Source organism: Novosphingobium chloroacetimidivorans, from assembly GCF_014204535.1.
GTDB lineage: Bacteria > Pseudomonadota > Alphaproteobacteria > Sphingomonadales > Sphingomonadaceae > Novosphingobium > Novosphingobium chloroacetimidivorans.
Genome location: NZ_JACHLR010000001.1, coordinates 172,419 through 198,779, shown reverse-complemented (window position 1 = coordinate 198,779; position 26,361 = coordinate 172,419). Strand labels below are relative to the sequence as shown.

Here is a 26,361-nt window from a genome sequence, read left to right as displayed (position 1 = left end):
CAGGCGCTAGGAAAGGTTCTCAGCCGGGTGCCTGTTCGTTCGCGCGCAGCACGTCGCCTGCGAGGTAAAGCGAGCCGGCGATCAGCGCCGGCAAACCGTCGTCCGGTAGCGCTGCCAGGGCCTCGCCTACGCTCGCTGCGTCCCGTGCGCCGGGCGCGAAGGCTGGGGCAGGGTGGCAATCCTGGCCCGGCACCGCGACCGCCTGGATGCTTGCCAGCCAGGGCGTGAGGGGCGCCACAATCGCCTCCGGGTTCTTGTTGGCGAGCATGCCGACGATCAGGTGCAGGCGGTGGCCGGCGAAGTGTCGGCCGATGGCAAGGCCGGCATCCACGTTGTGTCCGCCGTCCAGCCAGACCTCGCGCACAGGACCTTGCGCGGTGAGAGGGCCTCTTGCCAGGAGCTGCAGTCGCGCCGGCCACTCCGCTGCATCGATCCCGCGCGCCATCGCCTCGGGCGAAACCCTCACGCGATCCTGATGGCGCAACATGGCGACGGCGAGCGCGGCGTTGTCCGCCTGGTGCGCACCCTCTAGACGCGGTGCGGGGAGGGTGAGGGCACCGTGCCGATCGCTGTACTCGATGACGTCGACGAACGTAATGTCCCAGTCCTGCCCGCGCATGTGGAGCGGGGCACCGGCGGCGAGCGCCGCGCGCTCGATCTCCAGCGTCGGACCTTCGGGATAGGCAAGCGTGCATGTGGGCGAGCCAGGTCGGATGATGCCCGCCTTTTCGAATGCGATGCGCGCCAGCGGGTGGTGGGGCGTGCCTTCCTCGGGACGCAGCAGGAACGCCTCGTGGTCGATGCCCAGCGTCGCGATGCCCACTGCGGCGGGATGCGGCAGGACGTTGGTGGCATCGAAGCGCCCGCCCAGGCCCGTCTCGATCACGCAGGCATCCGCCGGCTCGCGCGCGAAGGCGAGGAACATGGCTGCGGTGGTGACCTCGAAGAAGCTCGGCCCCAGGTCTTCGGCCGTGTCGAGCACCTCGCACAGCAGTTGCGCCAGCAATTCGTCGGAGATCAGCTCACCACCGAGCCGAATGCGTTCGTTGTAGCGCACTAGGTGGGGCTTGGTCGCGGTGTGGACGCGCAGTCCCTCGGCTTCCAGCATCGCGCGCAGGTAGGCGCAGGTCGATCCCTTGCCGTTGGTGCCGGCAACATGGAAGGCAGGCGGGATGCGCGTCTGCGGATCGTCCAGCCGGTCGAGCAGGGTGGTGATCGTCTCCAGCCCGAAGCGCCCTTGGGGCAACGACAGCGCGGCAAGGCGATCCAGTTGCTCCTGCACCTCAGGCGAATCGGAAGAGGCGAAGTCCCGCACGCAGCGCTCAGGCGATCTCGCGAGCCTTGTGGACGGCTTCGGCAAGCGATGCGGTGTAGCGGCGGATCACCTCCGGCGCATCGGGACCGTGCTGCTTGACGAGATCGACCAGCGCCGAGCCGACGACCACGCCATCGGCCACGCGCGCGATCTGGCGCGCCTGCTCGGGCGTGCGCACGCCGAAGCCCACTGCCACCGGGATGCTGCTCGCCGCCTTGATGCGGGCGACCGCCTCGTCGATCGAGGCCTGCGCTGCCGCCTGCGTGCCGGTGATCCCGGCGACGGAGACGTAGTAGAGGAAGCCCGAGGAGCCATCGAGCACGGCCGGCAGGCGTGCGGTGTCGGTGGTCGGGGTTGCCAGCCGGATCAGCGACACGCCCTGGTCGCGCAGCGCAGGCCCCAGATCGGCGTCCTCCTCGGGCGGGATGTCGACGCAGATCACGCCATCGACGCCGGCCTTGCCGCACTCCGCCGCGAACCACTCGGGGCCGCGGATCGTCATCGGGTTGGAGTAGCCCATCAGCACGAGGGGAACGTGCGGATGGCGCGCGCGGAACTCGGTGGCCAGGCGAAAGATATCGGCCGTGCGCGTGCCCGCCGCGAGGCTGCGGATGTTGGCCTGCTGGATCGCCGGCCCGTCCGCCATGGGATCGGTGAACGGCATGCCCAATTCGATCACGTCCGCCCCACCGGCGACCAGTGCGTCGAGGTTGGCGGCGGTGTCGCCATCGCCCCCGGTGATGAAGCAGACGAGGGCAGGGCCCTTGGCGAAGGCAGCGGCGAAGCGGGTCATGCGCGCATCCCCCTCGCCCCAACCCTCTCCCCTGAAGGGGAGAGGGAGCATGCCGAAGCCCTCTCCCCTTCAGGGGAGAGGGTTGGGAGAGGGGAACGCGCCATCTCGTCGATTACGTTCGACAGTTGGATCAAGACACCATCCATGTTCGTCATGACATCCAGGTTGGTGAACCGGACCACGCGGTAGCCCCGTTCGTTCAAGAAACTCGTCCTCGCGGCATCGCGCGCATCGTCGGCGTCGTGTGTGTCCCCATCGATCTCCACCACTAGCGCCGGATCGTTCGCGGCGAAATCGGCGATGTAAGTGCCGATCACTTTCTGCCGGCGGAACTTTATACCGCGAAAACGTTCGGCGCGAAGCTGGAGCCACATGCGCAGTTCCGGCTCGGTCTGGCGTCTGCGCATGTCTTGCGCGTAGCCGGTGAGACGGTGATCGCGCATTCCCCTCTCCCAACCCTCTCCCCTGAAGGGGAGAGGGCTACCTACATCTCGAACCCCAGATGCTCCGCGACGGTGAAGATGTCCTTGTCGCCACGCCCCGAGACGTTGACCACGAGGAGTTGATCTTCGCTCATCGTTGCGGTCACGTTTGGCAGGGCGGCCAGGGCGTGGGCGCTTTCGAGAGCCGGGATGATGCCCTCCAGCTTGCAGCACAGCTGAAACGCCTCCAGCGCCTGCGTGTCGGTGATCGGCACGTACTTCACCCGGCCGCTCTCGTGCAGCCAGGAGTGCTCGGGGCCGAGGCCGGGATAGTCGAGGCCGGCGCTGATCGAGTGGGCCTCGGTGATCTGGCCGTCCTCGTCCTGCAGCAGGTAAGTGCGGTTGCCGTGGAGGATGCCGGGCTTGCCACCGCTCAGGCTGGCGGCGTGCTGGCCGCTGTCGATGCCATGGCCGGCCGCCTCGATCCCGATCATGCCCACGTCCGGATCGTCGAGGAACGGGTGGAACATGCCGATCGCGTTCGATCCGCCGCCGACGGCCGCCAGCAGCATGTCAGGCAGGCGCCCCTCGGCCTTGAGCATCTGGGCCCGCGTCTCGGTGCCGATCACGCTCTGAAAGTCGCGCACCAGCTCGGGATAGGGGTGCGGGCCGGCAGCGGTGCCGATGATGTAGAAGGTATCGTGCACGTTGGCGACCCAGTCGCGCAGCGCGTCGTTCATCGCGTCCTTCAGCGTCTCGGCGCCACTGGTGACCGGGCGGACTTCGGCGCCGAGCAGCTTCATGCGGAACACGTTGGGCTTCTGCCGCTCGACGTCCTTGGCGCCCATGAAGATGGTGCAGGGCAGGCCGAAGCGTGCGGCGACCGTGGCGGTGGCGACCCCATGCTGGCCCGCGCCGGTTTCGGCTATGATGCGGGTCTTGCCCATGCGCATGGCCAGCAGGATCTGGCCGACGCAATTGTTGATCTTATGCGCGCCGGTGTGGTTCAGCTCCTCGCGCTTGAAGTAGATCTTCGGCCCCTTCCCCTCGGGAGCCAGGGCACGGTAGTGCTCGGTGATGCGCGGGGCATAATAGAGCGGGCTGGGCCGGCCGACGAAATGCTCCAGCAGATCATCGAATTCGGCCCGGAACGCCGGGTCGGCCTTGGCCGCGCGGTATTCCTTCTCCAGGTCGAGGATCAGCGGCATCAGCGTTTCGGCGACATAGCGTCCGCCGAACTTGCCGAAGTGGCCCTGCTCGTCGGGCTGGTTGCGGAAGCTGTTCGCGATGGGAGTTTGTACGGTCATGGCAGCATAGCGCCTAAGCCAATGCGCGATGGCTGTCCACGGCCCTCAAGTGCGCGCCGGGGAGCATGATTAGCGGACGGCGTGTACCGCTGAGCAGAAGGCGGCGATCAACTGCTCGTCCTTGACCCCTGGCGCGCTCTCGACGCCTGAGGAGGTGTCGACCAGCGGCGTGCCGGTGAGCCGGATCGCCTCGGCAACGTTGGTTGGGGTCAACCCGCCGGCGAGACCCCAGGCGAGCGGTCCCTTCCAGCCGGCGACCAACGACCAATCGAAGCTCAGCCCCATGCCGCCGGGCAGGGTTCCGGCCGGAGTCTTGGCGTCGAACAGCACGAGGTCGACGGCACCGGCATAGCAGGCCGCCCGCGCGACATCCTCGGCCGTAGTAACCGAAAGCGCCTTCCATACGGGCAGGCCGAAGCGAGCGCGCAGTTGCGCGGCGCGCTGCGGAGACTCGGAACCGTGAAGCTGCAGAGCCGTCAGGCCGGCGGCATCGACTGCCTCTCCGAGCAGGGCATCGTCGGCATCGACGAACAGGCCGACCTTGCCGATGCGCCCTTCCGCCCGCGCACCGAGCAGAGCGGCATCGGCCGGCGCGACGGAGCGCGGGCTGCGCGCGAAGAACACGAACCCGACGTGATCGGCGCGCGCGCGCATGGCCGCGTCGAGCGTGGCGGGGGTGCTGATGCCGCAGATCTTGATCGCTGCACTAGCCATGTTCAAACACGCGCCTCATCCTTTTTGAAATCGCCGTCATGGATCGGCCCTGCGAGAGAGGACCTGCGATGAACCGGATTGCGCGCTATCTAGTGCCCGTGGCTGGCGTGGCAATGCTTGCCGGCTGCGGGGTGAAGCAGGGCTTCGAAGATGCCTCGGCCGACGTCGCCCGCTTTCACCAGGCGCTCGACCGCGGGGACGTCCAGCGCCTGTGGGACGAGGCCGATCCTCAGTTTCGCAAGGCGACCCCGCGCGCGCAGTTCGATCGCCTGGTCGCGGCGATCCGCACCAAGCTCGGCAAGGTCAAGGCGAGCAAGCAGGTTGGCTGGAATGCCAATGCGAGCACCTCGGGCACGTTCCTGACCGTGACCGCGCAAACCACCTTCGAACGGGGCACAGGCACCGAAGAGTTCGTCTTTGCCAAGCACGCAGGCCAGCGCCCCCGGCTGGCCGGCTACGACATCCAGTCTCAGGACATGATGCTCGACTGAGCACGCCTGCTTATTGTGCGAGTTCGAACTGCACCGTCACGTTGACGTTGCTCTCCAGCTCGCCGGCCATGATCGGCGCAGGGGGCGGCGGGGGAGCGGCCTGTACATCCATCATCGCCGAGCGGCGGAACATCACCGGCTGGGGCGCATAACCGCCGCTTTCGCTGATCGAGAGGATACCGACGACGCGCAAGCCTGCTGCCTGTGCGTAGAGCTGCGCCCGCTCGCGCGCGGTCTTGATCGCGGCGTTGCGCGCCTGGTCGAGCGCGCCTTGCGGTTTGGCGAGCATGAAGTTGGGGCCATTCACCTGGTTCGCGCCCGAGGCGACAAGCGCGTCGATCACCTTGCCATAGTCATCCAGCTTGCGCTGCTTGACCGATACCTGGTTGCTGACCTGGTAGCCGATGATCTTCTGTCCCTGGTCCTCGACGCTGCCGTCGGGCAGGCGGCGTGGCGGTGCGTAGACCGGGTTGAGGCTGAGATTGCTGGTCTGGATATCCCGCTCGGCGACGCCCGCGCGCTTCAGCGAGGCGATGACCTGTGTCATCTTGCGCGAGTTCTCCGCCAGCGCGGCGCTCGCCGTGTCGCCTTGCGTGGTCACGCCTGCGTTGAACAGCGCCAGGTCGGGCTCTTGCGTCGAAGTCCCTTCGGCGCTGACGGTCAGGAGCGTGTGGCCCGGCGCCAGGGTAGGCGCCACGGCGACTTGCGCCAGCGCGGGCGTCGCGAATACCGCCAGTGCGGCTGCGGCGGCGTACGTGAACTGCTTCATCGAAGGTGTCCTTCATCCTCTCGGCATGCCGAACGATCTGGATGAAGCGAGGTTGCGCAGGGATGAACTGAGTAACAAGGATGAGGTGGGTTGATGTCGGTGGGAGCGAGCAGCGCAATCACGCATGATGGAAGCGGACCACAACGCCCCCACTCTCGTCATCCCCGCGAAGGCGGGGATCCATCTCCTGAGGTTTCGTAACAGAAACCAGCGGGAGATGGATTCCCGCCTTCGCGGGAATGACGTTTTAAGCCTACGCGGGAATGCCGATGGTCAGGTGGGTCGCAGACTAAGACTTGTCGGTGGTCGCGCGTCCAGGCCGTTCGTCAAAGCGTAGCTTCGATCGCGATGGCGGCCGCCAGCGGGTCTTCCGCCCGGCTGATCGGGCGGCCGACGACCAGCACCGACGCGCCGGCATCGCGTGCCTCTCGCGGTGTGACGGTGCGCTTCTGGTCGCCGCTGGCCTTGCCGTTCGAGGGCCGCAGGCCGGGCACGACGAAGAAGCCGTCCTTCCACTGCTTGCGCACGCCGGCGACCTCGTGGCCCGAGCAGACGATCCCGTCGAGCCCCGCCGAGTGGGCGAGGTCCGCCAGGCGCAGCGCCTGGTCGTGCGGGTTGCCGCCGACACCGGTCGCGGCCAGGTCGCTCTCGTCGAGGCTGGTCAGCACTGTCACCGCTACCACCTTGCAGCGCTCACCCGCCGCGGCCTTGGCATCCTCCATCATCGCGCGTCCGCCCGCGGCGTGGACCGTGACGATCGCGGGCTCCAGCACGTGGATCGCCTGCATCGCCGAGGCGACCGTGTTGGGGATGTCATGCAGCTTGAGATCCAGGAAGATCGGCAAGCCGACCTTGTGCATCTCCAGCACGCCGTGATGGCCGTGCGCGCAGAAGAACTCGAGCCCCAGCTTGATCCCGCCGATGTGCCCCGCGACCTTGCGAGCAAGCGCCTCTGCAGCATCGAGGCGCGGAAGGTCGAGGGCGAGATAGACGGGATTGTGGTTCATCGAGGTCTTTCGGCAGGCTCAGGGACGTGGCGCGAGAGGATCGGTGTGGGGCAGCGGTTCGTCGACGATTGCGGGGACGGGCTCATGGGTGACCGCAGGGGCGGTGCTCACCGGAGTCGCGTTCGTCGCTGCCGTGTTTTCCAGCGCGTGGATGCGGCGTTGCAGGCGCCAGCGTCCAGCGCGGTGCACCAGCCACATCGGCAGCGCGCCGGCCAGGAAGAACACCAGCGCGATAATGCCGACCGGCCATTCGAAGTGAAGGTAGTTGCCGCCTTCGACCGGCCAGATGTTCACCGGCACCCGCGTCCAGTTCATGGCGATGAACGCCACCAGGACGGCGGTCAGGACGACCCAGAATATCGTGCGGATGATCTGCATGCGTTGGCTCCCCTCCCGCGCGTGGCGGTGATGCTAGGACGTATTGGTGCGGGAGGAAAGCCTGAGCCTGCGTATTGATCCTTGCCCCTTGGTAGGTGCTTACTTGGTGTCGAACACGCGGGCGAAGATGCGGTCCACTTCCTTGAAGTGATAGTCGAGGTTGAACTTGTCCTCGATCGTCGCGGCGGGCAGCGCGGTGGCAACTTCCGGATCGGCCTTGAGCAGCTCCAGCAGCGAGAGCTGGCCGTCCGATTCCCACACCTTCATCGCGTTGCGCTGAACCAGGCGATAGCTCTCGTCTCGGCTGAGGCCGGCTTGCGTCAGCGCCAGCAGCACCCGCTGCGAATGGACGAGGCCGCCCATGCGATCGAGGTTCTTCTGCATCCGCTCGGGATAGATCAGCAGCTTGTCAATCACGCCGGTGAGCCGCGCCAGCGCGAAGTCCAGCGTGATCGTCGCGTCTGGGCCGATGAACCGCTCGACCGAGGAGTGCGAGATGTCCCGCTCGTGCCACAGCGCGACGTTCTCCATGGCGGGGAGGGCATAGGAGCGGATCATGCGCGCCTGGCCGGTGAGGTTCTCGGTCAGCACCGGGTTGCGCTTGTGCGGCATGGCGCTCGAGCCCTTCTGGCCGGGCGAGAAGTACTCCTCCGCCTCCAGCACTTCGGTGCGCTGCAGGTGGCGGACCTCGATGGCGAGGCGCTCGATCGAGCTGGCGATCACCGCGAGCACGGCGAAGAACATAGCGTGGCGGTCACGCGGAATGACCTGGGTGGAGATCGGCTCGATCGCCAGACCCATCTTGTCGGCGACATATTCCTCTACCGACGGGTCGACGTTGGCGAAGGTGCCGACCGCGCCCGAGATGGCGCAGGTCGCGATCTCTTCGCGCGCGGCGACCAGGCGCTTGCGGCAGCGGGCGAACTCGGCATAGGCCTGCGCCAGCTTGAGGCCGAAGGTGACCGGCTCGGCGTGGATGCCGTGGCTGCGGCCGATCGTCGGCGTGTACTTGTGCTCTTCGGCCCGGCGCTTGATCGCGGCGAGCAGCTGGTCGAGGTCGTCGAGCAGGATGTCGCTGGCGCGCGCCAGCTGCACGTTGAGCGTGGTGTCGAGCACGTCCGAGCTGGTCATGCCCTGATGCATGAACCGCGCTTCGGGCCCGACCTGCTGCGCCACCCAGTCCAGGAAGGCGATGACGTCATGCTTGGTGACCGCCTCGATGGCGTCGATCGCGGCGACGTCGATCTTGGGTTTGGTCGCCCACCAGTCCCACAGGGCCTGGCCCGCGCTGGCCGGCACCACGCCAAGCTCACCCATCTTGACTGCGGCATGCGCCTCGATCTCGAACCAGATGCGGTAGCGCGCCTCGGGCTCCCAGATCGCAGTCATTGCGGGGCGGGCGTAACGGGGAACCATGGCGAACTCCTGTGGCAGTCGACGCTGGCCCGCTAGGGGGAGGGCGGCACAATGGCAAGCACGCGGGGAGCCTTTTGCGCCGTTGCACGCTAGGCGAAAGGCCGATGAACAGGAGCCGTGCCGTGTACCGCCTGCCGCTGATTGCCGCTGCCCTCTGCCTCCCGATCCATCTCGCGGGCGCGCAAGCCGTCAAACCGCTGGGCACGGACCTGGAGGCTTTCGCTTATCCCTGGCCGGTCGAGCGCATGCCGGTCACCGTCGGCGCGGAGCAGGGGAGCATGGCCTACATGGACGTCGCGCCGACCGGCCACGCGAACGGCCGCACGGTGCTGTTGCTGCACGGCAAAAATTTCTGCGGCGCCACGTGGGAATCGACCACGCGCGCGCTCGCCGACGGCGGATACCGGGTGCTGGTTCCGGACCAGCTGGGCTTCTGCAAATCCTCCAAGCCGCGATCCGCGCAATACAGCTTCGCGATGATGGCGCAGTTCACGCGCGCGGTGATGCAGCGCGAGGGCGTGGAGCGCGCGACGATCGTCGGGCACTCGACCGGCGGCATGCTGGCGATGCACTTCGCGCTCATGTTTCCTGAGGCGGCCGACCGGCTGGTGCTGGTCAACCCGCTGGGGCTGAACGACCAGATGGCAGAGGGCGTGCCGTATACGCCGCTGGACAAGCTGATCGCCGCCGAGCGGGGCAAGGGCTTCGCGCAGATGAAGGCCTATCAACTCAAGACCTACTACCACGGCACATGGCGTCCCGAGTACGACCGGTGGATCACGATGCTCGCCGGCCAGTACGCCACCGACGACGCAGACGCGGTCGAAATCGCGCAGGCGAAGACCTCCGAGATGATCCTGACCCAGCCGGTGTCGCAGCATCTTGCCCGGCTGACGTTGCCGGTGACGCTGATGATCGGCATGCGCGACACGACGTCCTTCGGGAGGGAGCAGGCACCCGAATCGGTCAAGGCGAAGCTGCGCACCGTGCCGCAAGTCGCTCGGCAAGCGGCGGCGAAGATGCCCGATGCGACGCTCGTAACCTTTCCCGATTACGGCCACTCGCCGCAAGTGGAAGCGCCGCGCGTTTTCGAAGCCGGATTGCTGCCAGTTTTAGCCGCGCCCTGATCCGATCTCGGTCGCATCCGCTATCCCGGCCAGCGGAACTCCAGGCGCGTTTCGCCAGAGGCTTGGCCCTGCGCGTCGAACCGCCGCTCGACGATCGTGCCGGCGCCTGCGACATCCACGGCGATGACGGTGGAACAGCGCGTGCCGTAAGTCTCGTCGCGGATGAACACGGGCGCGAAGCGGGGCTCCGGGCCTTCGCTGGCCCGTGCGAGGGCTGGGTCTGGCGTCTCGGCACGCAGCGCATCCAGCAGCGGTTCGCAATCGCCGATATCGGCTTGCAGCCAATCGGCCAGTGCTGCTTCGAGTTGCAGCGTCTTGGGCCAGCGGTCGTGAAAGCCGCCGTTGGACAAGCCGTGGATCCCCGGCGCGAGCGGCACGAAGCGCACTTCGGGGTAGTTCGTCAGGAACCCGGCCTGGTCGCCATCCGAGTGGATCACGTTGAAGGTGTTCATCTGCGCCAGCTGCTCGGGCGTGCGGCCTTGCAGCAGGTCGACGACCATCTGACCGCGCGAGGGGCGGTTCGGCTGCGGTCCCTCAGGCTGGCGGAAGTTGGTGACGAGCGCAAAGCGCCCCGCCTCGTGCACGCCGAGCCAGGTCCCGCCGCCGGTGAGGTCCTTGCCGGCGATGATACCGTCACCCCAGCGCGCCAGCGGCGCGGCAGGCCGGGCGTGGAACTCGTCGCGATTGCCGGCGACGACCAGCCGCCAGCGCGGATGCGCGTTCCATGCGACGGCGGCGACGCACATCAGATCAGCCCCTTGGCCTTGAGCGAGACATGCCCCTCGCGACCGATCACGACGTGATCGTGGACAGTCACGCCGAGCAGGCGCCCGGCCTCGGCGATGCGGTTGGTGATCTCGATGTCGGCGCGGCTGGGCTGGGCGTTGCCGCTGGGATGGTTGTGGACCAGGATCAGCGCGGTGGCGCCCAGGTCCAGCGCGCGGCGGATCACCTCGCGCGGGTGGATCGCCGCCTCGTCGATCGAGCCATCGCCCACGTGCTCGTCCAGGATCAGCATGTTGCGCGCATTGAGATAGAGCACGCGCACCCGCTCGCGGGTGAGGTGGGCCATATCGATCGTCAGGTAGTCGATCAGTGTCTGCCACGATCCGATGACCGGCGCCTCGCGCACCTTCTGACGGGCGAGCCGGCGCGCGGCGAGCACCACGATCTTGAGCGCGGCCGCAGTCGCCTCGCCCATGCCCGGATGCGCGGCGAGGGTGCGCGCGTCCGTCGTCAGCACGGCGGCGAGCGAACCGAAGCGATCGATCAGCGTGCGCGCGAGCGGCTTCATGTCGCGGCGCGGCACGGCCTGCATCAGCAGCAGTTCGATGACTTCGTGATCGCCCAGCGCCTCGTCGTCGCCCGCGAGCAGGCGCTGGCGCAGGCGGCTGCGATGGCCGGATGGGTCATCGCCCGCCTTGAGCCCGGGCTTGGTGGCGGGCGCCGCGTCGGCGCCGAACAGGCTGGGATCGTCGGCCATCGTCGGGGGAATTCATTGCCTTTCAAGGTTCGCCAGCGCAAGTGATGCTACCGATGGTGCAGCATGACGAACAGCCCGTAGACGATAGCGCCACGCGCCCGGCCCGTCGCGGCTGGCGCATCGCGGCGATCGCGCTGACCGTCGTCCTCGTGCTTGCCCTCGCCTACGTGTGGGTCACGCGCAAGTCGATCGCGGACAACTACATCGCCGCCGAACTTAAGCGGATGGACCTGCCCGCCACATACGAGGTCGCCGCCATCGGCCCGGACGAGCAGGTGATCCGCAATCTGGTCGTCGGACCCAGGGATCGACCCGATCTCACCGTGGCCGAAGTGCGCGTCCGCACGCGGCTGCGATTCGGATTTCCCGGCATCGGCCGGATCACGCTCGTGCGCCCAAGGCTGTACGGCGCGGTGCATGGCGGCAAGCCGAGCTTCGGCAGCCTCGACAAAGTGCTGTTCACCGGCAGCAAGGAGCCGTTTCGCCTTCCCGACCTCGACATCGGCATCAAGGACGGCCGCGCGCTGATCCGCAGCGACTTCGGCGCGGTCGGGATCAAGGTCGCGGGCAAGGGCAAGCTGCGCGGCGGCTTCGACGGCGAAGTGGCCGCCATCGCGCCCCGGCTGGACGTGCAGGGGTGCCGGCTTGCGGACGCGAGTATCTATGGGCGGCTGACCGTCGCGTCCGAGCGGCCGCGCTTCGTCGGACCGGTCCGGCTGGCGGAGGTTTCGTGCGCGGCGCAAGGCGCCATGCTGAAGCAGGCGGCGCTTGCTGCCGATGTGACGTTCGACCGTCGGCTGGATGGCGGCGATGGCAAGCTGCGTCTCGCCACCGGCAGCGGAGCCATGCCGCAGGGCACGCTCGACGCACTCGGCGGGACGGCCACGTTCAGCTACAGAGCCCGCGCGCTCAACGCCCGATTCGATGTCGAGGTCCGCCGCCTCGCCGCGGCCCATGCCCGAGCCGAGCGTCTGGCGGTGAGCGGCCGGCTTCGCTCGGCACAAGGGTTCGCGAACGTCCAGGTAGAGGCCGATGCAGAAGGCAACGGGCTGGCTGGTGGTCCGGCGCTGGATCGTGCGCTCGCACAAGCGCAGGCGAGCGGCGAGGGCACGCTGATCGCACCGCTGCTTGGCCAGATGCGAAGCGCGTTTGCGCGCGAGAGCCGGTCCAGCACGCTGGACGGGGCCTTCATGGCGCGTCGCGGTCCGGAGGGCATCTCGGTCGTCGTGCCGCGTGCCGCCCTGCATGGAAGTAGCGGCCAGTCGTTGCTGGCGGTCTCGCGCGTGCAGGTGCTCGCGCGTGCACAGGGCCTGCCCATGATCAGCGGCAACTTCGTCACCGGCGGAGCGGGCGTGCCGCGAATCGGTGGACGCATGGAGCGTGCGAACGACGGCAGCCTGGTCCTGCGCGCCCAGATGCCCGAGTACCGCGCGGGCGACGCCAGCCTTGCCATGCCGCGCATGGCCGTGGTGCAGGCGCGCTCGGGCGCGATCGGCTTCACCGGTGAACTGCTTGCAAGCGGCGGGCTGCCGGGCGGCCGCGCGCGCAATATGCTTCTGCCCGTCGATGGCCGCTGGGATGACGGCACGATAGAGCTGTGGCTTGCCTGCACCGAGATACGCTTCGACGAGCTCGCGGTCGCCTCGCTCACGCTCGACCGCCGCCGCCTGACCGTATGCCCCCCAAGGAGCCGTCCGCTCCTGCGCTTTGCCGGCGGCAGGCTGAGCGTTGCCGGCGGCCTTGCGCAGCTCGACCTTGCCGGCCGACTCGGATCGACGCCGATCCGTCTCGCCAGCGGGCCCGTCGGCTTCGCCTACCCCGGCATCATCACCGCGCGCGGCGTCGACGTGCTGCTCGGCCCGCCGGCGACAGCCTCCAGGTTCCGCATCGCCAACCTGAGCGCGCGCGCCGGCCGCGATCTTGCCGGCTCGTTCGACGGCTCCGATGTCTCGCTCTACGCCGTCCCGCTCGACTTGCATGAGGTGCGCGGAACCTGGCGCTATGCCGGCGGCGTGCTGTCGCTGGGCCAGGGATCGTTCCGCCTGGAGGACCGCGAGCCGGTCGACCGCTTCCAGCCGGTCGTCGCGCGCGACGCCACACTGACGCTGCGCGACAACGTGATCGATGCCGTCGCCCTGATGCGCGAACCGGCGACAGATCGCGCCGTGGTGCTCGCCACCATCCGCCACGATCTCTCGCGCGGCAGCGGCCATGCCGACCTTGCGGTGCAAGACATCACTTTCGACGACAAGCTGCAGCCCGAGACGCTGACCCGCCTCGCGCTCGGCGTCATCGCCAACACGCGCGGCACCGTGCGCGGAAACGGCCGGATCGACTGGAACGAAGCCGGCGTCACCAGCACCGGCAGCTTCACCACCGACAAGCTCGACTTCGCCGCTGCATTCGGCCCGGTGCAGGGCGTCGCCGGGACGATCCGCTTCACCGACCTGCTCGGCCTCGTCACCGCGCCCGACCAGCAGCTGCGCGTCGCCTCGATCAACCCCGGGATCGAGGTTAACGACGGGGCGATCACTTATGCCCTGCAGCCCGGCATGGTCATCGCGGTGAACGGCGGCACCTGGCCCTTCGTCGGCGGCACCTTGCGCCTGCTGCCGACGCGCATGGCGATCGGCACCGACGCCGTGCAGAACTACACGCTGCAGGTGACCGGCGCCGACGCCGCCTTGTTCGTGCAACGGCTCGAACTCGCCAACCTCAACGCCACCGGCATCTTCGACGGCACTTTGCCGCTGGTGTTTGACCAGAACGGAGGGCGCATCGAAGGCGGCTTGCTGAAGTCGCGACCGCCGGGCGGCAACGTGTCGTATGTCGGCGAGCTGACTTACAAGGACCTCTCGACCATGGCGAACTTCGCCTTCGATACGCTGCGCTCGCTGAACTATCGGCAGATGAGCGTCGGCATGAACGGTGCGCTGGAAGGCGAGATCCTGACGCGGCTCAGCTTTTCCGGCGTGTCGCAAGGGGAGGGCGCGTCGAAGAACTTCCTCACGCGGCGCATCGCCAAGCTGCCGATCCAGTTCAACGTGAACCTGCGCGCGCCGTTCTTCCAGCTCGTGACGTCGTTCAAGTCGCTCTACGATCCCGCTTTCGTCCGGGACCCCCGCACGCTCGGGTTGATCGATGCCAGTGGCAAGCCGATCACGAGCCCGGTGCTGCCGACCGTCAAATCAGTTGATCCCGCAAAAAACACCGTTCAGCCTTCCGCAAGCGAGACCATGCCATGACGTCCTCACGATTGACCGCCTTTGTCCCGCCTGCGACAAGCTTCGATGAGCAGGCGAGCGAAGCAGCGGTGTACTCGGGCCGGCGGGCACTCACCGCGCTGGCGATGGCGATGGCAGCAGCGACCGGGCTTTGCGGGTGCATCTCGGTAAATGCACCCGACAAGCCGATCGTGATCGAGCTGAACATCAACATCAAGCAGGAGGTGATCTATCGCCTCGCCGAAGACGTTAAGCAGAACATCGAAGCCAACCCGGACATTTTCTGATGACCAAGACTGCACGCATCCTGATCCGCTCCTGGTCTCTGGCCGCGCCTGCCGCCGCACTGGCGCTTGCCGGCTTGTCCGTTCCGGCGTGGGCTGACCGCGACCCCGCCTATGCAGCGGCGCGGTCATCGGGCCAGGTCGGTGAGAAGACCGACGGTTACCTCGGCGTGATCGGCGGCGGCGGCGACGTGCGGGCCCTGGCGGACAAGATCAACATCCAGCGCCGCGCCAACTACACCGAGCGCGCCGCCTCGCAGAACGCCACGGTCGAGGAATACGCTTTCACCCAGGGTTGCATGCTGATCCAGCGCACGGCACCCGGCGAGAAGTACCAGGCGCCCGACGGCAGCTGGCAGACTCGCGGCGCCGGTGCTCCGCAGCGCGATCCGCGCTGTCCCTGAGCCAAGGCCGGCGGGCGCTTCGGCGATCGGCCGAAGCAGCCGCCAACAAGCGCCCTGACGATGAAACACCGGCGGTGGGCATAAGCCCGCGCAACACAACCACACCGGTTGACACGAAATTACCCCCACCCTAAGGCGCCGGTGCCTACGGCGGGCAGGCCGTCGGATATGTCGCAAGTTCCTGCTTGAAAATGGGGGCGGACATGAACGACGAACCTGACGCACGAGACCCTTTGGGCGAGGATGCGCGTCTCGACGCGCTCGACGAGCGGCTCCGCGCCGCACGCGAGCAGGAAGAGCAGCGCACCAAGCCGGTGGCGGGCGGGGAAGCGGATGCGAACTATCGCGCCGGCAACCGCGTCCTTGCCGACTTGCTGGGGGGTATCGTGGGCGGCGCGTTTCTGGGGTGGGTTGTCCAGCAATTCTTTCCCGCCACGCGCCCCTGGGGTCTGTTGGTGATGTTGTTCCTCGGAATCTTCGTCGCCTTCAGGAACATCATCCGGATGTCCAACCGGCGCCCTGACTGATCCTGCGGCTTCACGCCTTGGGGACCATGAAGGGGCGCTGGTCGCGCATGTAGAGACAGGTAAAGAGGGCAGACGTGGCAGCCGAGGCGGGCAAAGTCGATCCGATGCACCAGTTCACCATCGAGCCGTTGTTCGGCACCGAGGGTTGGCAGCTGGCGGGTTACCACATTCCTTTCACCAACTCCGCGCTGTGGATGGCGCTGGCGTCGCTGCTGATGCTGGTGTTCGTCGCCGGCGGCATGAAGCGCCAGCTCGTACCCGGCCGCTGGCAGATGGCGGTGGAAAGCTTCACCGGCTTCATCGACGGGCTGCTCGCAGCCAACGTCGGTCCCGCCGGCAAGAAGTACGTGCCCTACATGTTCACGCTGTTCATGTTCATCCTGTTCGCGAACTTCTTGGGCCTGCTGCCGCTCGGTGTCGTCGGCCTCCACGCCTTCACCTTCACCAGCCACTTCTCGGCCACCGGCGTGCTCGCGGTCGTGACCTTCGCGATCGTCATCATCGTAGGTTTCGCCAAGCACGGCTTCCACTTCTTCTCGCTGTTCGTGCCCCACGGTACTCCGCTGGTCATGATCCCGCTGATCTTCTGCGTGGAGCTGATCTCGTTCCTGGTGCGCCCGTTCAGCCTTGGCCTGCGACTGTTCGTCGCCATGATGGCCGGCCACGTGCTGCTGGAGGTGCTCTCCAGCTTCGTGATCAGCACCGGCAACGCCAACATCGGCCTGTTCGCCATCGCCGGCCTGCCCAGCTTCGTCCTGATGGTCGGCATCTGCGCGCTCGAGCTGCTCGTCGCCGGCATCCAGGCCTACGTCTTCGCGCTTCTCACCTGCGTCTACCTGAACGACGCCGAGAACCTGCACTGAGTTTTTTCTTCGACCACTGATTTACCAAGGGAGTTTTCAAAATGGACGCAGATGCTGCAAAGCTGCTCGGAGCCGGTCTCGCTGCAATCGGTTGCGGTCTCGCCTCGATCGGCGTGGGCTCGGTCTTCGCCAAGTTCCTCGAAGGCGCGCTGCGCAACCCCGGTGCTGCCGACGCGCAGCAGGGCCGCCTCTTCATCGGCTTCGCCGGTGCCGAGCTTCTGGGCCTGCTCTCGTTCGTCGTTGCCGCGCTGCTGATCTTCGCCTGATCGCACGCCACCGTTGAGGTCGGAGCGTCCCTGCGGCGCTTCCGGCCATCACGGTTCTTGCGACACCACAAGACGCAGATCAGGGAACAGGGCTGACGAATGCCACAGATCGCACAGCTGGGCGAGTTCTACGCCAGTCAGATCTTCTGGCTGGTCGTGTTCTTCGGCCTTGCCTTTTTCATCGTCGGGCGCGGCATGGTGCCCAAGGTGATGGACACCGTCGCGCATCGCGACAAACAGATCTCGGACGATTTCGCCGCTGCCGAACAGGCTCGCCGCGAAGCCGACGTCCAGGAAGAGGCCTGGCGTGCGCGTGAAAACGCCCGCCGTGCCGAAGCGCAAGGCGTGATCGCCGAGGCGCGCTCGAAGGCGGCGCTCGCCACCGAAGGGCGCCTGGCAGAGACCCAGCGCGGTCTCGACGCCAAGATCGCCGCTGCCGAGGCCCGCATCGCCGAGGCACTCGCCGCGGCCAGCGCAGAGATCGAGAACGTTGCCACCGACGCCGCGCGCGACGTCGTGGCGCGGGTCGCCGGCATCGCCGTGGACGACGGCGCGGCCCGCGTGGCCGTGAAGGAGAAGCTCGCTCATGGCTGAGGCACCGCTCTCCGAAGCTCAGGACGTTTCCGGCCTGCCCGGCGACGCTCCCGAAACCGGCGCTCACGCGCAGACCCATGCCGGCACCGAGCATGCCGAGCCCTTGCTTCTCGGCGTGGCTCCACCCGTCGCGGTGGTCAGCGCTTCCATGATCGTCCTGATCCTGATTGCCTTGTGGAAGGGCGTGCCCAAGCTGGTCACGTCCGGCCTCGACGCCAAGATCGCCGATATCAAGAGCCAGCTCGAACAAGCCAAGTCGCTGCGTGCCGAGGCTGAGGCGCTCCGCAAGGAGTATGCCGACAAGATCGCCAACGCCGAGAAGGACGCGGCATCGGTTATCGAGCATGCGCGCCATGAAGCCGAGGCGATCATCGCCAAGGCCGAGGCGGACACCACCGAGGTGATCGCCCGTCGCGAGAAGATGGCGCAGGACAAGATCGGTGCCGCCGAGCGGTCGGCCGTGGCGGACCTGCGCAGCAAGGCGGCCCTCGCGGCGGCCGAGGCGGCGAAGGGGCTGATCCGCAGCAACTACTCTGCCGACGCCGACCGTGCTTTGGTGGACCAGTCGATCGGCGCGATCTGATCGCATCGGCACACGGCTGACTAAACGGACCCCCGCCATCGTGCGGGGGTTTTCGTTTGCGCGCTGTCCGTGTGCGCAACGCTTTGCTGAGGAGGAGTGAGGTTGCCCAGCCGATCATGCTCACAAGTTCCTTGACAGAGATAACCCATTAGGTTATGCGTTGCAGCACTGGAGCCAGCTGAAAGCTCGGCTCCGGTACACGGCGGGTGCGGGTGAGCGAGGCCTCGTTCGACCAACCCCGCACCATGCGGCCGGCGCCTAGAGACGGGCGCCTGCACCCCAGATGCGAAGCAATATCCCGCCTGGAGGCGATACACAGCTCTTCCAGCCCGGAGCCGGCACAGTTCCCGCGAGCCTTGCCCGCCGGCGCTTCGCACGAACAAGGCCGAGTTGGCGGCACGCTTGCGTGTTCCTCCGCCAGCCGTTCGCAAACCGGAACCCGAGCCAAGCCTGTCGCGCCAGGCCGCGCCGGCCGCACGTCCGTCGTGAGGTTTTCCTTCTTGGCGTAAGTCCGCGTTCGCCGGCGGAGGTCGAGTTGTGCCTAACTCCTTCTCTGAGGAGGAGGGGGAGCAGATCCTCCCCTGCAAGGGGAGGGGGACCGCTCACGCAGTGAGTGGTGGAGGGGTGTAACCCTCTCGGTCGAGCACTCCACCAGCGGAGACACCCCTCCGTCACGCCTTTCAGGCGCGCCACCTCCCCTTGCAGGGGAGGATCTGTACTCCCCTGCAAGGGGAGGGGGGCCGCTCGCGCAGCGAGGGGTGGTGGGACTCGCGTCCTCGCGCAAACTCTGCAGGAACCCGCCGGCAGCCTCGCGCCATGCCGAGACTCCCCTCCACCACGCTTCGCGTGGTCCCCCTCCCCGGGCCGGGGAGGACAGCCTCGATACGCTCCATGCTGCCGGCTCATGGCGATGAACGTCAGAAGCTGTCCTTCGCACTCCTCAGCGCGGCAAAGGTCGTGATCGTGTCGCCGCCGCCCCAGCGCGCCTGGAGCGCGGGATCATCGGCGCGCAGGAAGGGGTTGGTCGCGAGCTCACGCTCCAGCTTGGTCGGCACGGTGGGCTGGTCCTTGTCGCGGCGGGCGGCGATCTCGTCCGCATACACAGCGAGTTCGCGGTTGTCCGGATCGGCGTGGAGGGCAAAGCGGGCATTCGAGGCGGTGTATTCGTGCGCGCAGTAGAGCAGCGTCTCGGGCGGCAGGGCCTTCAGGCGCGAGAGACTGGCCCAGAACTGCGGCGCAGTGCCCTCGAACATGCGCCCGCAGCCCAGCGCGAACAGCGCGTCGCCGACAAAGGCGAGGCTCGCCTCGGGCACGTGATAGGCGATGTGCCCATGGGTGTGCCCCCCCACGTCGATCACGTGCGCGGTGAAGTCGCCCAGGCGTACCGTGTCGTCTTGCGTCACCGTACGGTCGATCGCCTCGATCCTGGGCGCGTCGATTTCCGGAGCGACGACGGTGCAGCCGGTGGCCGCCTTGATCGCGGCGTTCCCGCCGGCATGGTCGGGATGCCAATGCGTGTTCCAGATCTGCGTGATCTGCCAGCCCCGGCTCGCCGCCTCGCGCAAGTAGGCTTCGGCATCGGGCGTGTCGATGCAGGCGGTCTCCTGGCTCGCGCTGTCGTGCAGCAGGAAGCCATAGTTGTCGGACAGGCAGGGGAACTGGTGGACTTCGAGCATGGGGTCTCTCCTCGCCAGCCTATGTAGCGAGGGAGGGCCGATGCAAAAAGCCCGCCGCGGCGTGAACCGGGCGGGCTTGTTGTCTTGGTCTTCGGGTATGCTGTTTAGGGTTCTCACCCCAGTAGCCTGTCCCCGCGCAGGCGCGGGGATCGGACAGGTTCTTCGACCCGCCAGCCTTCGCCCCAGTGGCGCCCAGGCTACCGTCCGCTGCGCGAACGTCGCCTAGGCTGCTGGGCTCAGGAGCGACCCTTGAGCGCTTCGCCCAGGATGTCGCCGAGCGACGCACCCGAGTCGGACGAACCGTACTGCTCGACCGCTTCCTTCTCTTCGGCGAGCTGGCGCGCCTTGACCGAGAAGTTGGGCTTCTTCGAACGATCGAAGCCGATGACCATGGCATCGAGCTTCTGGCCGACCTGGAAGCGATCCGGACGCTGCTCGTCGCGGTCGCGGCCCAGGTCCGAGCGCTTGATGAAGCCGGTGGCGCCATCTTCGCCGGCCTGCACTTCGAGGCCGCCATCGCGGACTTCGAGCACGGTCACGGTGGTGACTTCGCCGCGACGCAGACCGCCCACGGCACCGCCGCCGGCTGCGGCTGCACCGCCGCCTGCTGCCGGAGCGCCACGCTCGAGCTGCTTCATGCCAAGGCTGATGCGCTCCTTCTCGATATCGACATCCAGAACGACGGCCGAAACCTGCTCGCCCTTGCGGTGCAGAGCCAGCGCGTCCTCGCCCGAGATGCCCCACGCGATGTCGGACATGTGGACCATGCCGTCGACGTCGCCGTCCAGGCCGATGAACAGGCCGAACTCGGTGGCGTTCTTGACTTCACCCTCGACGGTCGAGCCGACCGGGTGGTTGGCCGCGAAGTCTTCCCACGGATTGCCGATGGCCTGCTTGAGGCCGAGGCTGATGCGGCGCTTCTCGGAATCGACCTCGAGCACGACCACGTCGACTTCCTGCGAGGTCGAGACGATCTTGCCGGGGTGGACGTTCTTCTTGGTCCAGGACATTTCCGAAACGTGGACCAGGCCCTCGATCCCGGCTTCCAGCTCCACGAAGGCGCCGTATTCGGTGATGTTGGTGACCACGCCGCGCAGCTTTGCGCCGACCGGGTACTTGACGGTCGCGCCTTCCCACGGATCGCTTTCCAGCTGCTTCATGCCGAGGCTGATGCGCTGGGTTTCCGAGTTGATGCGGATGATTTGCACCTTCACGGTGTCACCGATGTTGATGACTTCGCTCGGGTGGTTGACGCGCTTGTAGCTCATGTCGGTGACATGGAGCAGGCCGTCGATACCGCCGAGGTCGACGAACGCGCCGTAGTCGGTGATGTTCTTGACCACGCCTTCGATCACCTGACCCTCGGTCAGCTTGTCGATCAGCTCGCTGCGCTGCTCGGCGCGGGTCTCTTCGAGGACGGCGCGGCGCGACACGACGATGTTGCCACGGCGGCGATCCATCTTGAGGATCTGGAACGGCTGCGGGATGTCCATGAGCGGACCGACGTCACGCACCGGGCGGATGTCGACTTGCGAGCCGGGCAGGAACGCCACGGCGCCGTCGAGGTCGACGGTGAAGCCGCCCTTGACGCGGCCGAAGATCACGCCGTCGACGCGCTTGCCTTCGCCGAACTCGCTCTCGAGCTTGTCCCAGGCGGCTTCGCGGCGGGCGCGATCGCGCGACAGCATCGCTTCGCCGTCGGCATTCTCGACGCGGTCCACGTAGACTTCGACTTCGTCGCCGACCTTCAGGCCGTGCTCGCTGCCTTCACCGCGCGCGAACTCGCGCAGCGGCACGCGGCCTTCGCTCTTGAGACCGACGTCGATGACGGCCTTGTCGTTCTCGATCGCGGTGATGGTGCCCTTGACGACGCGGCCTTCGAAGCCTTCTTCGCCGGCGCCGCCGAGCTGCTCGTCGAGCATTTTCGCGAAATCATCGCGAGTGGGATTTGCCATAGTGGCCATAAGTGCGTTGTCTCTCTCGAGTTTGGTATTCCGGCCAGGCGGTTGTTTCCGCCGGTCTTTCCTCCGCCCTCGCACCATTGCGGGAAGCGGGCCAAAAAGGGCCGAACTGCCGCGGCGGCCGGATACCGGTCGCGGCGCCTGGCAAGGTTTGTCGCCCTGCTAGACCGGCGGCCCTTATGCCTGTGGGGTGCCAAAAGCAAGGAGAATGGGGGAGGGCGGGGGCAGGAGGCGTGGCCGGTCAGCTTCGACCCGGGTCAGGCCCGGGTCCGGTTGCGTCAGCTCGCGAACTATCCTTGAGGCACAGCATCGCGAGGTTCGTCACTCGCGAAACCGGACCCGGGTCAAGCCCGGGTCGACGCCAGACTGATCGCGGCCGCTATGGCCTCTTCCCTGCCGAGCTCCGAGGTATCCAGCACCCGCGCATCGGCTGCCGCTACCAGCGGCGCATCCTTGCGCTGCGTGTCCCTTGCATCGCGCGCGGCCAGGTCGGCGGCGATCTCGTCCAGCGACACCTCGCGTCCTTGCCCCTGCATTTCGAGGAACCGCCGGCGCGCGCGCGCCGCGACGCTGGCGGTGACGAACAGCTTCACGTCGGCGTCGGGTGCGATGACGGTGCCGATGTCACGCCCGTCGAGCACGGCGCCCGCGGGTTGCAAGGCGAAGCTGCGCTGGCGCTCGAACAGGGCCTGCCGCACCGCCGGATGGATCGAGACGCGGCTCGCCAATCCGCCGCTCGCTTCCGAGCGCAGCTCGGGGTCGCTCAGCAACGTGTCTGGAAAGCTGGTCGCGGCTAGCGCGTCGCCACCATCGTCGGGGTTGCCGCCGTCCAGGAAGCATTGGCGGCCCACGGCGCGGTAGAGCAGGCCGGTGTCGAGATGCGGCAGGCCGAAGTGCGCCGACAGGGCCTTGGCGATCGTGCCCTTGCCCGAGGCGGTCGGTCCGTCGACGGCGATGATCATGCGGAGGTCCCTTCGGCGGCGGCGCCGTCGAGCAGGGCCTCGAATGTCGGGAAACTGGTCGCGATCGGGCGAGTGTCGTCGATCTCGATGCCGCTCCGGCTGACGAGGCCGGCAACGGCCATGCTCATGGCGATGCGATGGTCGAGGTGGGTGGTTATGGGATGGTTCGCCCCGCCACGCAGGCGCTCGCCACCGGTTCCGTCGATCACCAGTCCGTCCTCGCGCTCCTCGACGCGGGCGCCCGAAGCGGCCAGCGCGGTGGCCATCACCGCCAGGCGATCGGATTCCTTCACACGCAATTCGTCGAGGCCGCTGGTCGTGGTGCGGCCCTCGGCCATCGCGGCGGCGACGAACAGGATCGGGAACTCGTCGATCATGCTGGGTGCCACGCCTGGGTCGACTTCGATGCCGCGCAAGGGCGAGTGGCGCACGCGCAGATCGGCGACCGGCTCGCCGCCGACGTCGCGGCGCGCGACTTCCTCGATGCTGCCGCCCATCTGGCGCAGCACATCGAAGAGCGCGGCGCGGGTGGGATTGAGGCCGACGTTCTCGATCGTCAGGTCGGAGCCCTCCACGAGCAGCGCGGCGACGACGAAGAACGCGGCCGACGAAGGATCGCCGGGCACTTCGATGACCTGGGGGCGAAGTTCGGCCTCGCCGCGTACGGTGATGACGCGGGTGCCGTCCGGTTCAAGCTCGACGTTCAGCTCGGCGCCGAAGCCGCGCAGCATCCGCTCGGAGTGGTCGCGGGTCGGCACCGGCTCGACCACGGTGGTCTCGCCCGGCGTGTTGAGGCCTGCGAGCAGCACCGCGCTCTTTACTTGCGCCGAGGCGACCGGCAGGCGGTAGCGGATCGGCACGGCAGGCGAGGCGCCCCGCAGGATCAGCGGCAGGCGACCGCCCACGGTCGCGGTCACGTCCGCACCCATGAGCGAGAGCGGTTCGATCACCCGGCCCATCGGCCGCCTGGACAGGCTGCCGTCGCCTACGAAAGTCGCCTGGATCGGGTGGCTGGCGATCAGGCCCATCAGCAGCCGCGTCGATGTGCCGGAATTGCCCATGTCGAGCGCCTGCCCGGGTTGCAGCAGCGCGCCCACGCCGACGCCATGGACCAGCCACTCGCCGCTTCCGGTGCGCTCGACCTGCGCGCCCATCGCCCTCATCGCGGCAGCCGTCGCCAGCACGTCCTCGCCTTCGAGCAGGCCGCTGATGCGGCTCTCGCCCACCGCCAGCGAGGTCAGCATGATCGCCCGGTGGCTGATCGACTTGTCGCCCGGCACCCGCACACGCCCGCGCAAGGGGCCGTTCGGCAGGAAGCGGCGCGGGCGCATGGCATCGGCGGAATGGGCGGTCACGTGTCGCTCTTTCATGGCAGGTCTTGGCGGGTCTGGGAGGCCGGGTAAGCGCGCGGGCTTTTGACAGGGGGCACCGGCTATGGCAAGGCGCGCGCCCTGATGCGGTCAGCGCTGCTTGATTTCGCAGCGGGGCCAACCCATCAAGGTCAAGATTTTCAGCGTGGGTCGTTCAGGCACGCGCCAGACGAGGAATATTCATGGTCAACCCGGAATGGGGCGCCAAGCACGGCTGCCCGAAGTGCGGCACGCGGTTCTACGACCTTGGCAAGGACGATCCGGTCACCTGCATCGAATGCGGCAACCAGTGGAATCCTGAGCCCGTGCTCAAGTCCAAGCAGCCGGTGCAGTTCGAGGAGATCCAGAAGAAGGAAGTCGTCGAGGAGGCGGATTCCGATCTGGCCGACGAGGATCTCGACATCGACGAGGATGGCGATTCGCCGGACAACGACGTCGACCTGGGCGGCGACGACGATCTCGGCATCGGCGGCGCCGAGAGTGAGGACGAGCACGACACGTGAGGATCTCGGGGGTGTCCGCGGAAGTTGACCACCCCTGATTTTTCCCCTTGCCAACCTTTGGAGGCGCCCTTAGAGGGGCGGCCTCCCGAGGCTGGCACTCGGGGCGGATCGGCCTCCCAGGGCTGGTCCAGGCGAATGGAACGGGGCCGTAGCTCAGCTGGGAGAGCGCTACAATGGCATTGTAGAGGTCAGGGGTTCGATCCCCCTCGGCTCCACCATTCTTCGGTATGGCGATATTTGGTCCATGCCGGGCTGCGAACGGTAGCCTCCTGCGCTTCCGGTGCTCACGACCATGAAGGTCGCTCCGCTCCGGTTCTCGGACGCCACCATTCTCGCTCCGGCCTGAACCAAATCTCACCATACCTTTGCGGCTCTTTCGGGCTGTGGAGGGGTGACTATTTAGACGCTGGCTGACGAGGTTTCGTCCGCCGGCGTTTTTGGCGTTTTGCTGGGTTTCGGCTCACGGCAACTGGAGTGGACAGACATGTTCGACAGTCTTTCGGATCGCCTCGGTGGTGTGTTCGACAAGCTGCGCGGGCGCGGTGCGCTCAAGGAGCAGGACGTTCGCGATGCCATGCGCGAGGTGCGCATCGCGCTGCTCGAGGCGGATGTCGCGCTGCCCGTGGTGCGCCGCTTCGTCGATCAGGTCACCGAGAAGGCCGTCGGCCAGGACGTGCTGCGCTCGGTCACGCCGGGCCAGCAGGTCATCAAGATCGTCAACGATGCGCTGATCGAGACGCTGGGCGGTGATACCACGCCCGAGCTCGACCTCAACGCGACCCCGCCGATCGTCATCATGATGGTCGGCCTCCAAGGCTCGGGCAAGACTACCAGCACCGCCAAGATCGCCAAGCTGCTCAAGGAGAAGCACGGCAAGAAGGCGATGATGGCCTCGCTCGACGTCAACCGTCCGGCGGCGCAGGAGCAGCTGAAGGTGCTCGGCGAACAGGTCGGCGTCGCCACCCTGCCGATCATCGCCGGCCAGCAGCCAACCGAGATCGCCACCCGTGCGCTGCAGTCGGCCAAGCTGCAGGCGGTCGACGTGCTGCTGCTCGATACTGCCGGCCGCCTCCACGTCGACCAGCAGCTGATGGACGAGATGAAGGCGGTTTCCGCCATCTCGACCCCGCGCGAAGTGCTGCTGGTGGTCGACTCGCTGACCGGTCAGGACGCGGTCAACGTCGCGCAATCGTTCGCAGGACAGGTCGATCTCACTGGCGTCGTGCTCACCCGCATGGACGGCGATGCGCGCGGCGGTGCGGCGTTGTCGATGCGCGCGGTCACCGGCAAGCCGATCAAGTTCGCCGGCACCGGCGAGAAGCTCGACGCCATCGAGGTGTTCCAGCCGGCGCGCGTCGCCAACCGCATCCTGGGCATGGGCGACATCGTCAGCCTGGTCGAGAAAGCGGCCGAGACGGTCAAGCTGGAGGACGCCGAGGCGCTCGCCAAGCGCATGGAGCAGGGTAAGTTCGACATGAACGACCTGCGCATGCAGCTGAAGCAGATGCAGTCGATGGGCGGCCTGGGCGCGCTCGCCGGCATGATGCCGGGCATGAAGAAGGCCAAGGCGGCAATGGCGGCCTCGGGCATGGACGAGCGCGTGCTGCTGCGCATGGACGCGATCATCGGCTCGATGACGGTCAAGGAACGGGTCAACCCGGCGCTGCTCAATGCCAAGCGCAAGATCCGCGTCGCCAAGGGCTCTGGCACGCAAGTCCAGGACGTGAACAAGCTGCTCAAGATGCACCAGGAAATGGGCAAGGCGATGAAGCAGATCAAGAAGATGGGCGGGCTCAAGGGCTTGGCCGCGATGTTCGGCAAGGGTGGACTCGAAGGCGCCATGCCGGGCCTCGGCAACGCCTTGGGCGGAATGGGCGGCGGCGTCGGCAGCCTGCCCGACATGAGCAAATTCAAGAAGTAAG

General features: G+C 67.3%; 27 protein-coding genes and 1 tRNA gene. 13 read left to right on the top strand and 15 right to left on the bottom strand.

The window, feature by feature from the left end:
* Positions 1 to 19 precede the first annotated feature (19 nt).
* The 5 genes from HNO88_RS00940 to HNO88_RS00920 all read right to left on the bottom strand — a co-directional run bounded on the left by HNO88_RS00940 (position 20) and on the right by HNO88_RS00920 (position 4,551).
* A complete protein-coding gene (locus tag HNO88_RS00940) occupies positions 20 to 1,315 on the bottom strand; it encodes a bifunctional folylpolyglutamate synthase/dihydrofolate synthase (protein ID WP_184241838.1) in 1,296 nt (431 codons plus the stop codon).
* Positions 1,316 to 1,322: 7 nt separating this feature from the next.
* Positions 1,323 to 2,108, bottom strand: coding sequence for a tryptophan synthase subunit alpha (gene trpA, locus HNO88_RS00935; protein WP_184241836.1), 786 nt, complete (start codon positions 2,106 to 2,108; stop codon positions 1,323 to 1,325).
* Complete coding sequence (locus HNO88_RS00930) at positions 2,105 to 2,551, bottom strand: endonuclease domain-containing protein (protein WP_184241834.1); 447 nt, start codon at positions 2,549 to 2,551, stop codon at positions 2,105 to 2,107. Before HNO88_RS00930 ends, trpA begins: the two co-directional genes overlap by 4 nt.
* Positions 2,552 to 2,592: 41 nt before the next feature.
* Positions 2,593 to 3,837 (bottom strand): tryptophan synthase subunit beta, encoded by a 1,245-nt coding sequence (trpB, locus tag HNO88_RS00925; protein ID WP_184241832.1) that lies wholly within the window; start codon positions 3,835 to 3,837, stop codon positions 2,593 to 2,595.
* A 69-nt stretch (positions 3,838 to 3,906) separates the two neighbouring features.
* Entirely contained in the window at positions 3,907 to 4,551 is a 645-nt protein-coding gene (locus tag HNO88_RS00920) for a phosphoribosylanthranilate isomerase (protein WP_184241830.1), read from the bottom strand.
* 68 nt (positions 4,552 to 4,619) lie between these two features.
* Between HNO88_RS00920 and HNO88_RS00915 the strand changes: the two genes are divergently transcribed.
* Positions 4,620 to 5,042 carry a DUF4019 domain-containing protein gene (locus tag HNO88_RS00915; RefSeq protein ID WP_184241828.1) on the top strand — a complete coding sequence of 141 codons (423 nt, stop codon included), beginning with the start codon at positions 4,620 to 4,622 and terminating at the stop codon, positions 5,040 to 5,042.
* 10 nt (positions 5,043 to 5,052) lie between these two features.
* Here the strand turns inward: HNO88_RS00915 and HNO88_RS00910 are convergent, their stop codons facing one another.
* From HNO88_RS00910 to purB, 4 genes are all read right to left on the bottom strand, one after another.
* Positions 5,053 to 5,811, bottom strand: a complete 759-nt coding sequence (locus HNO88_RS00910) for an SIMPL domain-containing protein (RefSeq protein ID WP_184241826.1) — start codon at positions 5,809 to 5,811, stop codon at positions 5,053 to 5,055.
* Positions 5,812 to 6,137: 326 nt separating this feature from the next.
* Positions 6,138 to 6,818 carry an orotidine-5'-phosphate decarboxylase gene (pyrF, locus tag HNO88_RS00905; RefSeq protein ID WP_184241824.1) on the bottom strand — a complete coding sequence of 227 codons (681 nt, stop codon included), beginning with the start codon at positions 6,816 to 6,818 and terminating at the stop codon, positions 6,138 to 6,140.
* A gap of 18 nt (positions 6,819 to 6,836) precedes the next feature.
* Positions 6,837 to 7,196, bottom strand: a complete 360-nt coding sequence (locus HNO88_RS00900; protein WP_184241822.1) for a lipopolysaccharide assembly protein LapA domain-containing protein — start codon at positions 7,194 to 7,196, stop codon at positions 6,837 to 6,839.
* Positions 7,197 to 7,295: 99 nt separating this feature from the next.
* Positions 7,296 to 8,612, bottom strand: coding sequence for an adenylosuccinate lyase (purB, locus tag HNO88_RS00895; protein WP_184241820.1), 1,317 nt, complete (start codon positions 8,610 to 8,612; stop codon positions 7,296 to 7,298).
* Between the two features lie 104 nt (positions 8,613 to 8,716).
* On the opposite strand from purB, the gene HNO88_RS00890 reads away from it, so the two are divergent.
* Positions 8,717 to 9,739 (top strand): alpha/beta fold hydrolase, encoded by a 1,023-nt coding sequence (locus tag HNO88_RS00890; protein ID WP_184241818.1) that lies wholly within the window; start codon positions 8,717 to 8,719, stop codon positions 9,737 to 9,739.
* Positions 9,740 to 9,759: 20 nt separating this feature from the next.
* On the opposite strand, the gene HNO88_RS00885 is transcribed toward HNO88_RS00890, so the two are convergent.
* Positions 9,760 to 10,485 carry an NRDE family protein gene (locus HNO88_RS00885; protein WP_184241816.1) on the bottom strand — a complete coding sequence of 242 codons (726 nt, stop codon included), beginning with the start codon at positions 10,483 to 10,485 and terminating at the stop codon, positions 9,760 to 9,762.
* On the bottom strand, positions 10,485 to 11,222 hold the full coding sequence (gene radC / locus HNO88_RS00880; RefSeq protein ID WP_184241814.1) for a RadC family protein: 738 nt from the start codon (positions 11,220 to 11,222) through the stop codon (positions 10,485 to 10,487). The genes HNO88_RS00885 and radC overlap by 1 nt, the downstream gene beginning before the upstream one ends.
* Positions 11,223 to 11,275: 53 nt before the next feature.
* Between radC and HNO88_RS00875 the strand changes: the two genes are divergently transcribed.
* From HNO88_RS00875 to HNO88_RS00840, 8 genes are all read left to right on the top strand, one after another.
* Positions 11,276 to 14,467, top strand: coding sequence for an intermembrane phospholipid transport protein YdbH family protein (locus tag HNO88_RS00875; RefSeq protein ID WP_246381077.1), 3,192 nt, complete (start codon positions 11,276 to 11,278; stop codon positions 14,465 to 14,467).
* Positions 14,464 to 14,733 carry a YnbE family lipoprotein gene (locus HNO88_RS00870; RefSeq protein ID WP_184241812.1) on the top strand — a complete coding sequence of 90 codons (270 nt, stop codon included), beginning with the start codon at positions 14,464 to 14,466 and terminating at the stop codon, positions 14,731 to 14,733. Before HNO88_RS00875 ends, HNO88_RS00870 begins: the two co-directional genes overlap by 4 nt.
* Positions 14,733 to 15,134, top strand: coding sequence for a YdbL family probable chaperone protein (locus HNO88_RS00865; protein ID WP_184241810.1), 402 nt, complete (start codon positions 14,733 to 14,735; stop codon positions 15,132 to 15,134). Before HNO88_RS00870 ends, HNO88_RS00865 begins: the two co-directional genes overlap by 1 nt.
* Positions 15,135 to 15,337: 203 nt before the next feature.
* Positions 15,338 to 15,661 carry an AtpZ/AtpI family protein gene (locus HNO88_RS00860; RefSeq protein WP_184241808.1) on the top strand — a complete coding sequence of 108 codons (324 nt, stop codon included), beginning with the start codon at positions 15,338 to 15,340 and terminating at the stop codon, positions 15,659 to 15,661.
* 74 nt (positions 15,662 to 15,735) lie between these two features.
* Positions 15,736 to 16,524 carry a F0F1 ATP synthase subunit A gene (locus HNO88_RS00855; protein WP_184241806.1) on the top strand — a complete coding sequence of 263 codons (789 nt, stop codon included), beginning with the start codon at positions 15,736 to 15,738 and terminating at the stop codon, positions 16,522 to 16,524.
* A 41-nt stretch (positions 16,525 to 16,565) separates the two neighbouring features.
* Entirely contained in the window at positions 16,566 to 16,790 is a 225-nt protein-coding gene (locus tag HNO88_RS00850; protein WP_058735464.1) for a F0F1 ATP synthase subunit C, read from the top strand.
* Between the two features lie 99 nt (positions 16,791 to 16,889).
* Positions 16,890 to 17,384, top strand: a complete 495-nt coding sequence (locus HNO88_RS00845; RefSeq protein ID WP_184241804.1) for a F0F1 ATP synthase subunit B family protein — start codon at positions 16,890 to 16,892, stop codon at positions 17,382 to 17,384.
* Complete coding sequence (locus tag HNO88_RS00840; RefSeq protein WP_246381075.1) at positions 17,377 to 17,967, top strand: F0F1 ATP synthase subunit B; 591 nt, start codon at positions 17,377 to 17,379, stop codon at positions 17,965 to 17,967. Before HNO88_RS00845 ends, HNO88_RS00840 begins: the two co-directional genes overlap by 8 nt.
* 917 nt (positions 17,968 to 18,884) lie before the next feature.
* Here HNO88_RS00840 and gloB read toward each other — a convergent pair.
* The 4 genes from gloB to aroA all read right to left on the bottom strand — a co-directional run bounded on the left by gloB (position 18,885) and on the right by aroA (position 23,897).
* Positions 18,885 to 19,643: a hydroxyacylglutathione hydrolase gene (gloB, locus tag HNO88_RS00835; protein WP_184241802.1), complete on the bottom strand. Its 759-nt coding sequence runs from the start codon at positions 19,641 to 19,643 to the stop codon at positions 18,885 to 18,887.
* Between the two features lie 236 nt (positions 19,644 to 19,879).
* A complete protein-coding gene (gene rpsA, locus HNO88_RS00830; RefSeq protein ID WP_184241800.1) occupies positions 19,880 to 21,607 on the bottom strand; it encodes a 30S ribosomal protein S1 in 1,728 nt (575 codons plus the stop codon).
* A gap of 341 nt (positions 21,608 to 21,948) precedes the next feature.
* Positions 21,949 to 22,566, bottom strand: coding sequence for a (d)CMP kinase (locus HNO88_RS00825; protein WP_184241798.1), 618 nt, complete (start codon positions 22,564 to 22,566; stop codon positions 21,949 to 21,951).
* A complete protein-coding gene (aroA, locus tag HNO88_RS00820; RefSeq protein WP_184242367.1) occupies positions 22,563 to 23,897 on the bottom strand; it encodes a 3-phosphoshikimate 1-carboxyvinyltransferase in 1,335 nt (444 codons plus the stop codon). Before aroA ends, HNO88_RS00825 begins: the two co-directional genes overlap by 4 nt.
* A 221-nt stretch (positions 23,898 to 24,118) precedes the next feature.
* Between aroA and HNO88_RS00815 the strand changes: the two genes are divergently transcribed.
* The 3 genes from HNO88_RS00815 (at position 24,119) to ffh (ending at position 26,360) form a co-directional block, all read left to right on the top strand.
* Complete coding sequence (locus HNO88_RS00815) at positions 24,119 to 24,439, top strand: FYDLN acid domain-containing protein (protein WP_184241796.1); 321 nt, start codon at positions 24,119 to 24,121, stop codon at positions 24,437 to 24,439.
* Positions 24,440 to 24,581: 142 nt separating this feature from the next.
* A tRNA-Ala gene (locus tag HNO88_RS00810) sits at positions 24,582 to 24,657 on the top strand.
* Positions 24,658 to 24,923: 266 nt separating this feature from the next.
* Entirely contained in the window at positions 24,924 to 26,360 is a 1,437-nt protein-coding gene (gene ffh / locus HNO88_RS00805) for a signal recognition particle protein (protein WP_184241794.1), read from the top strand.
* Position 26,361: the final 1 nt, after the last annotated feature.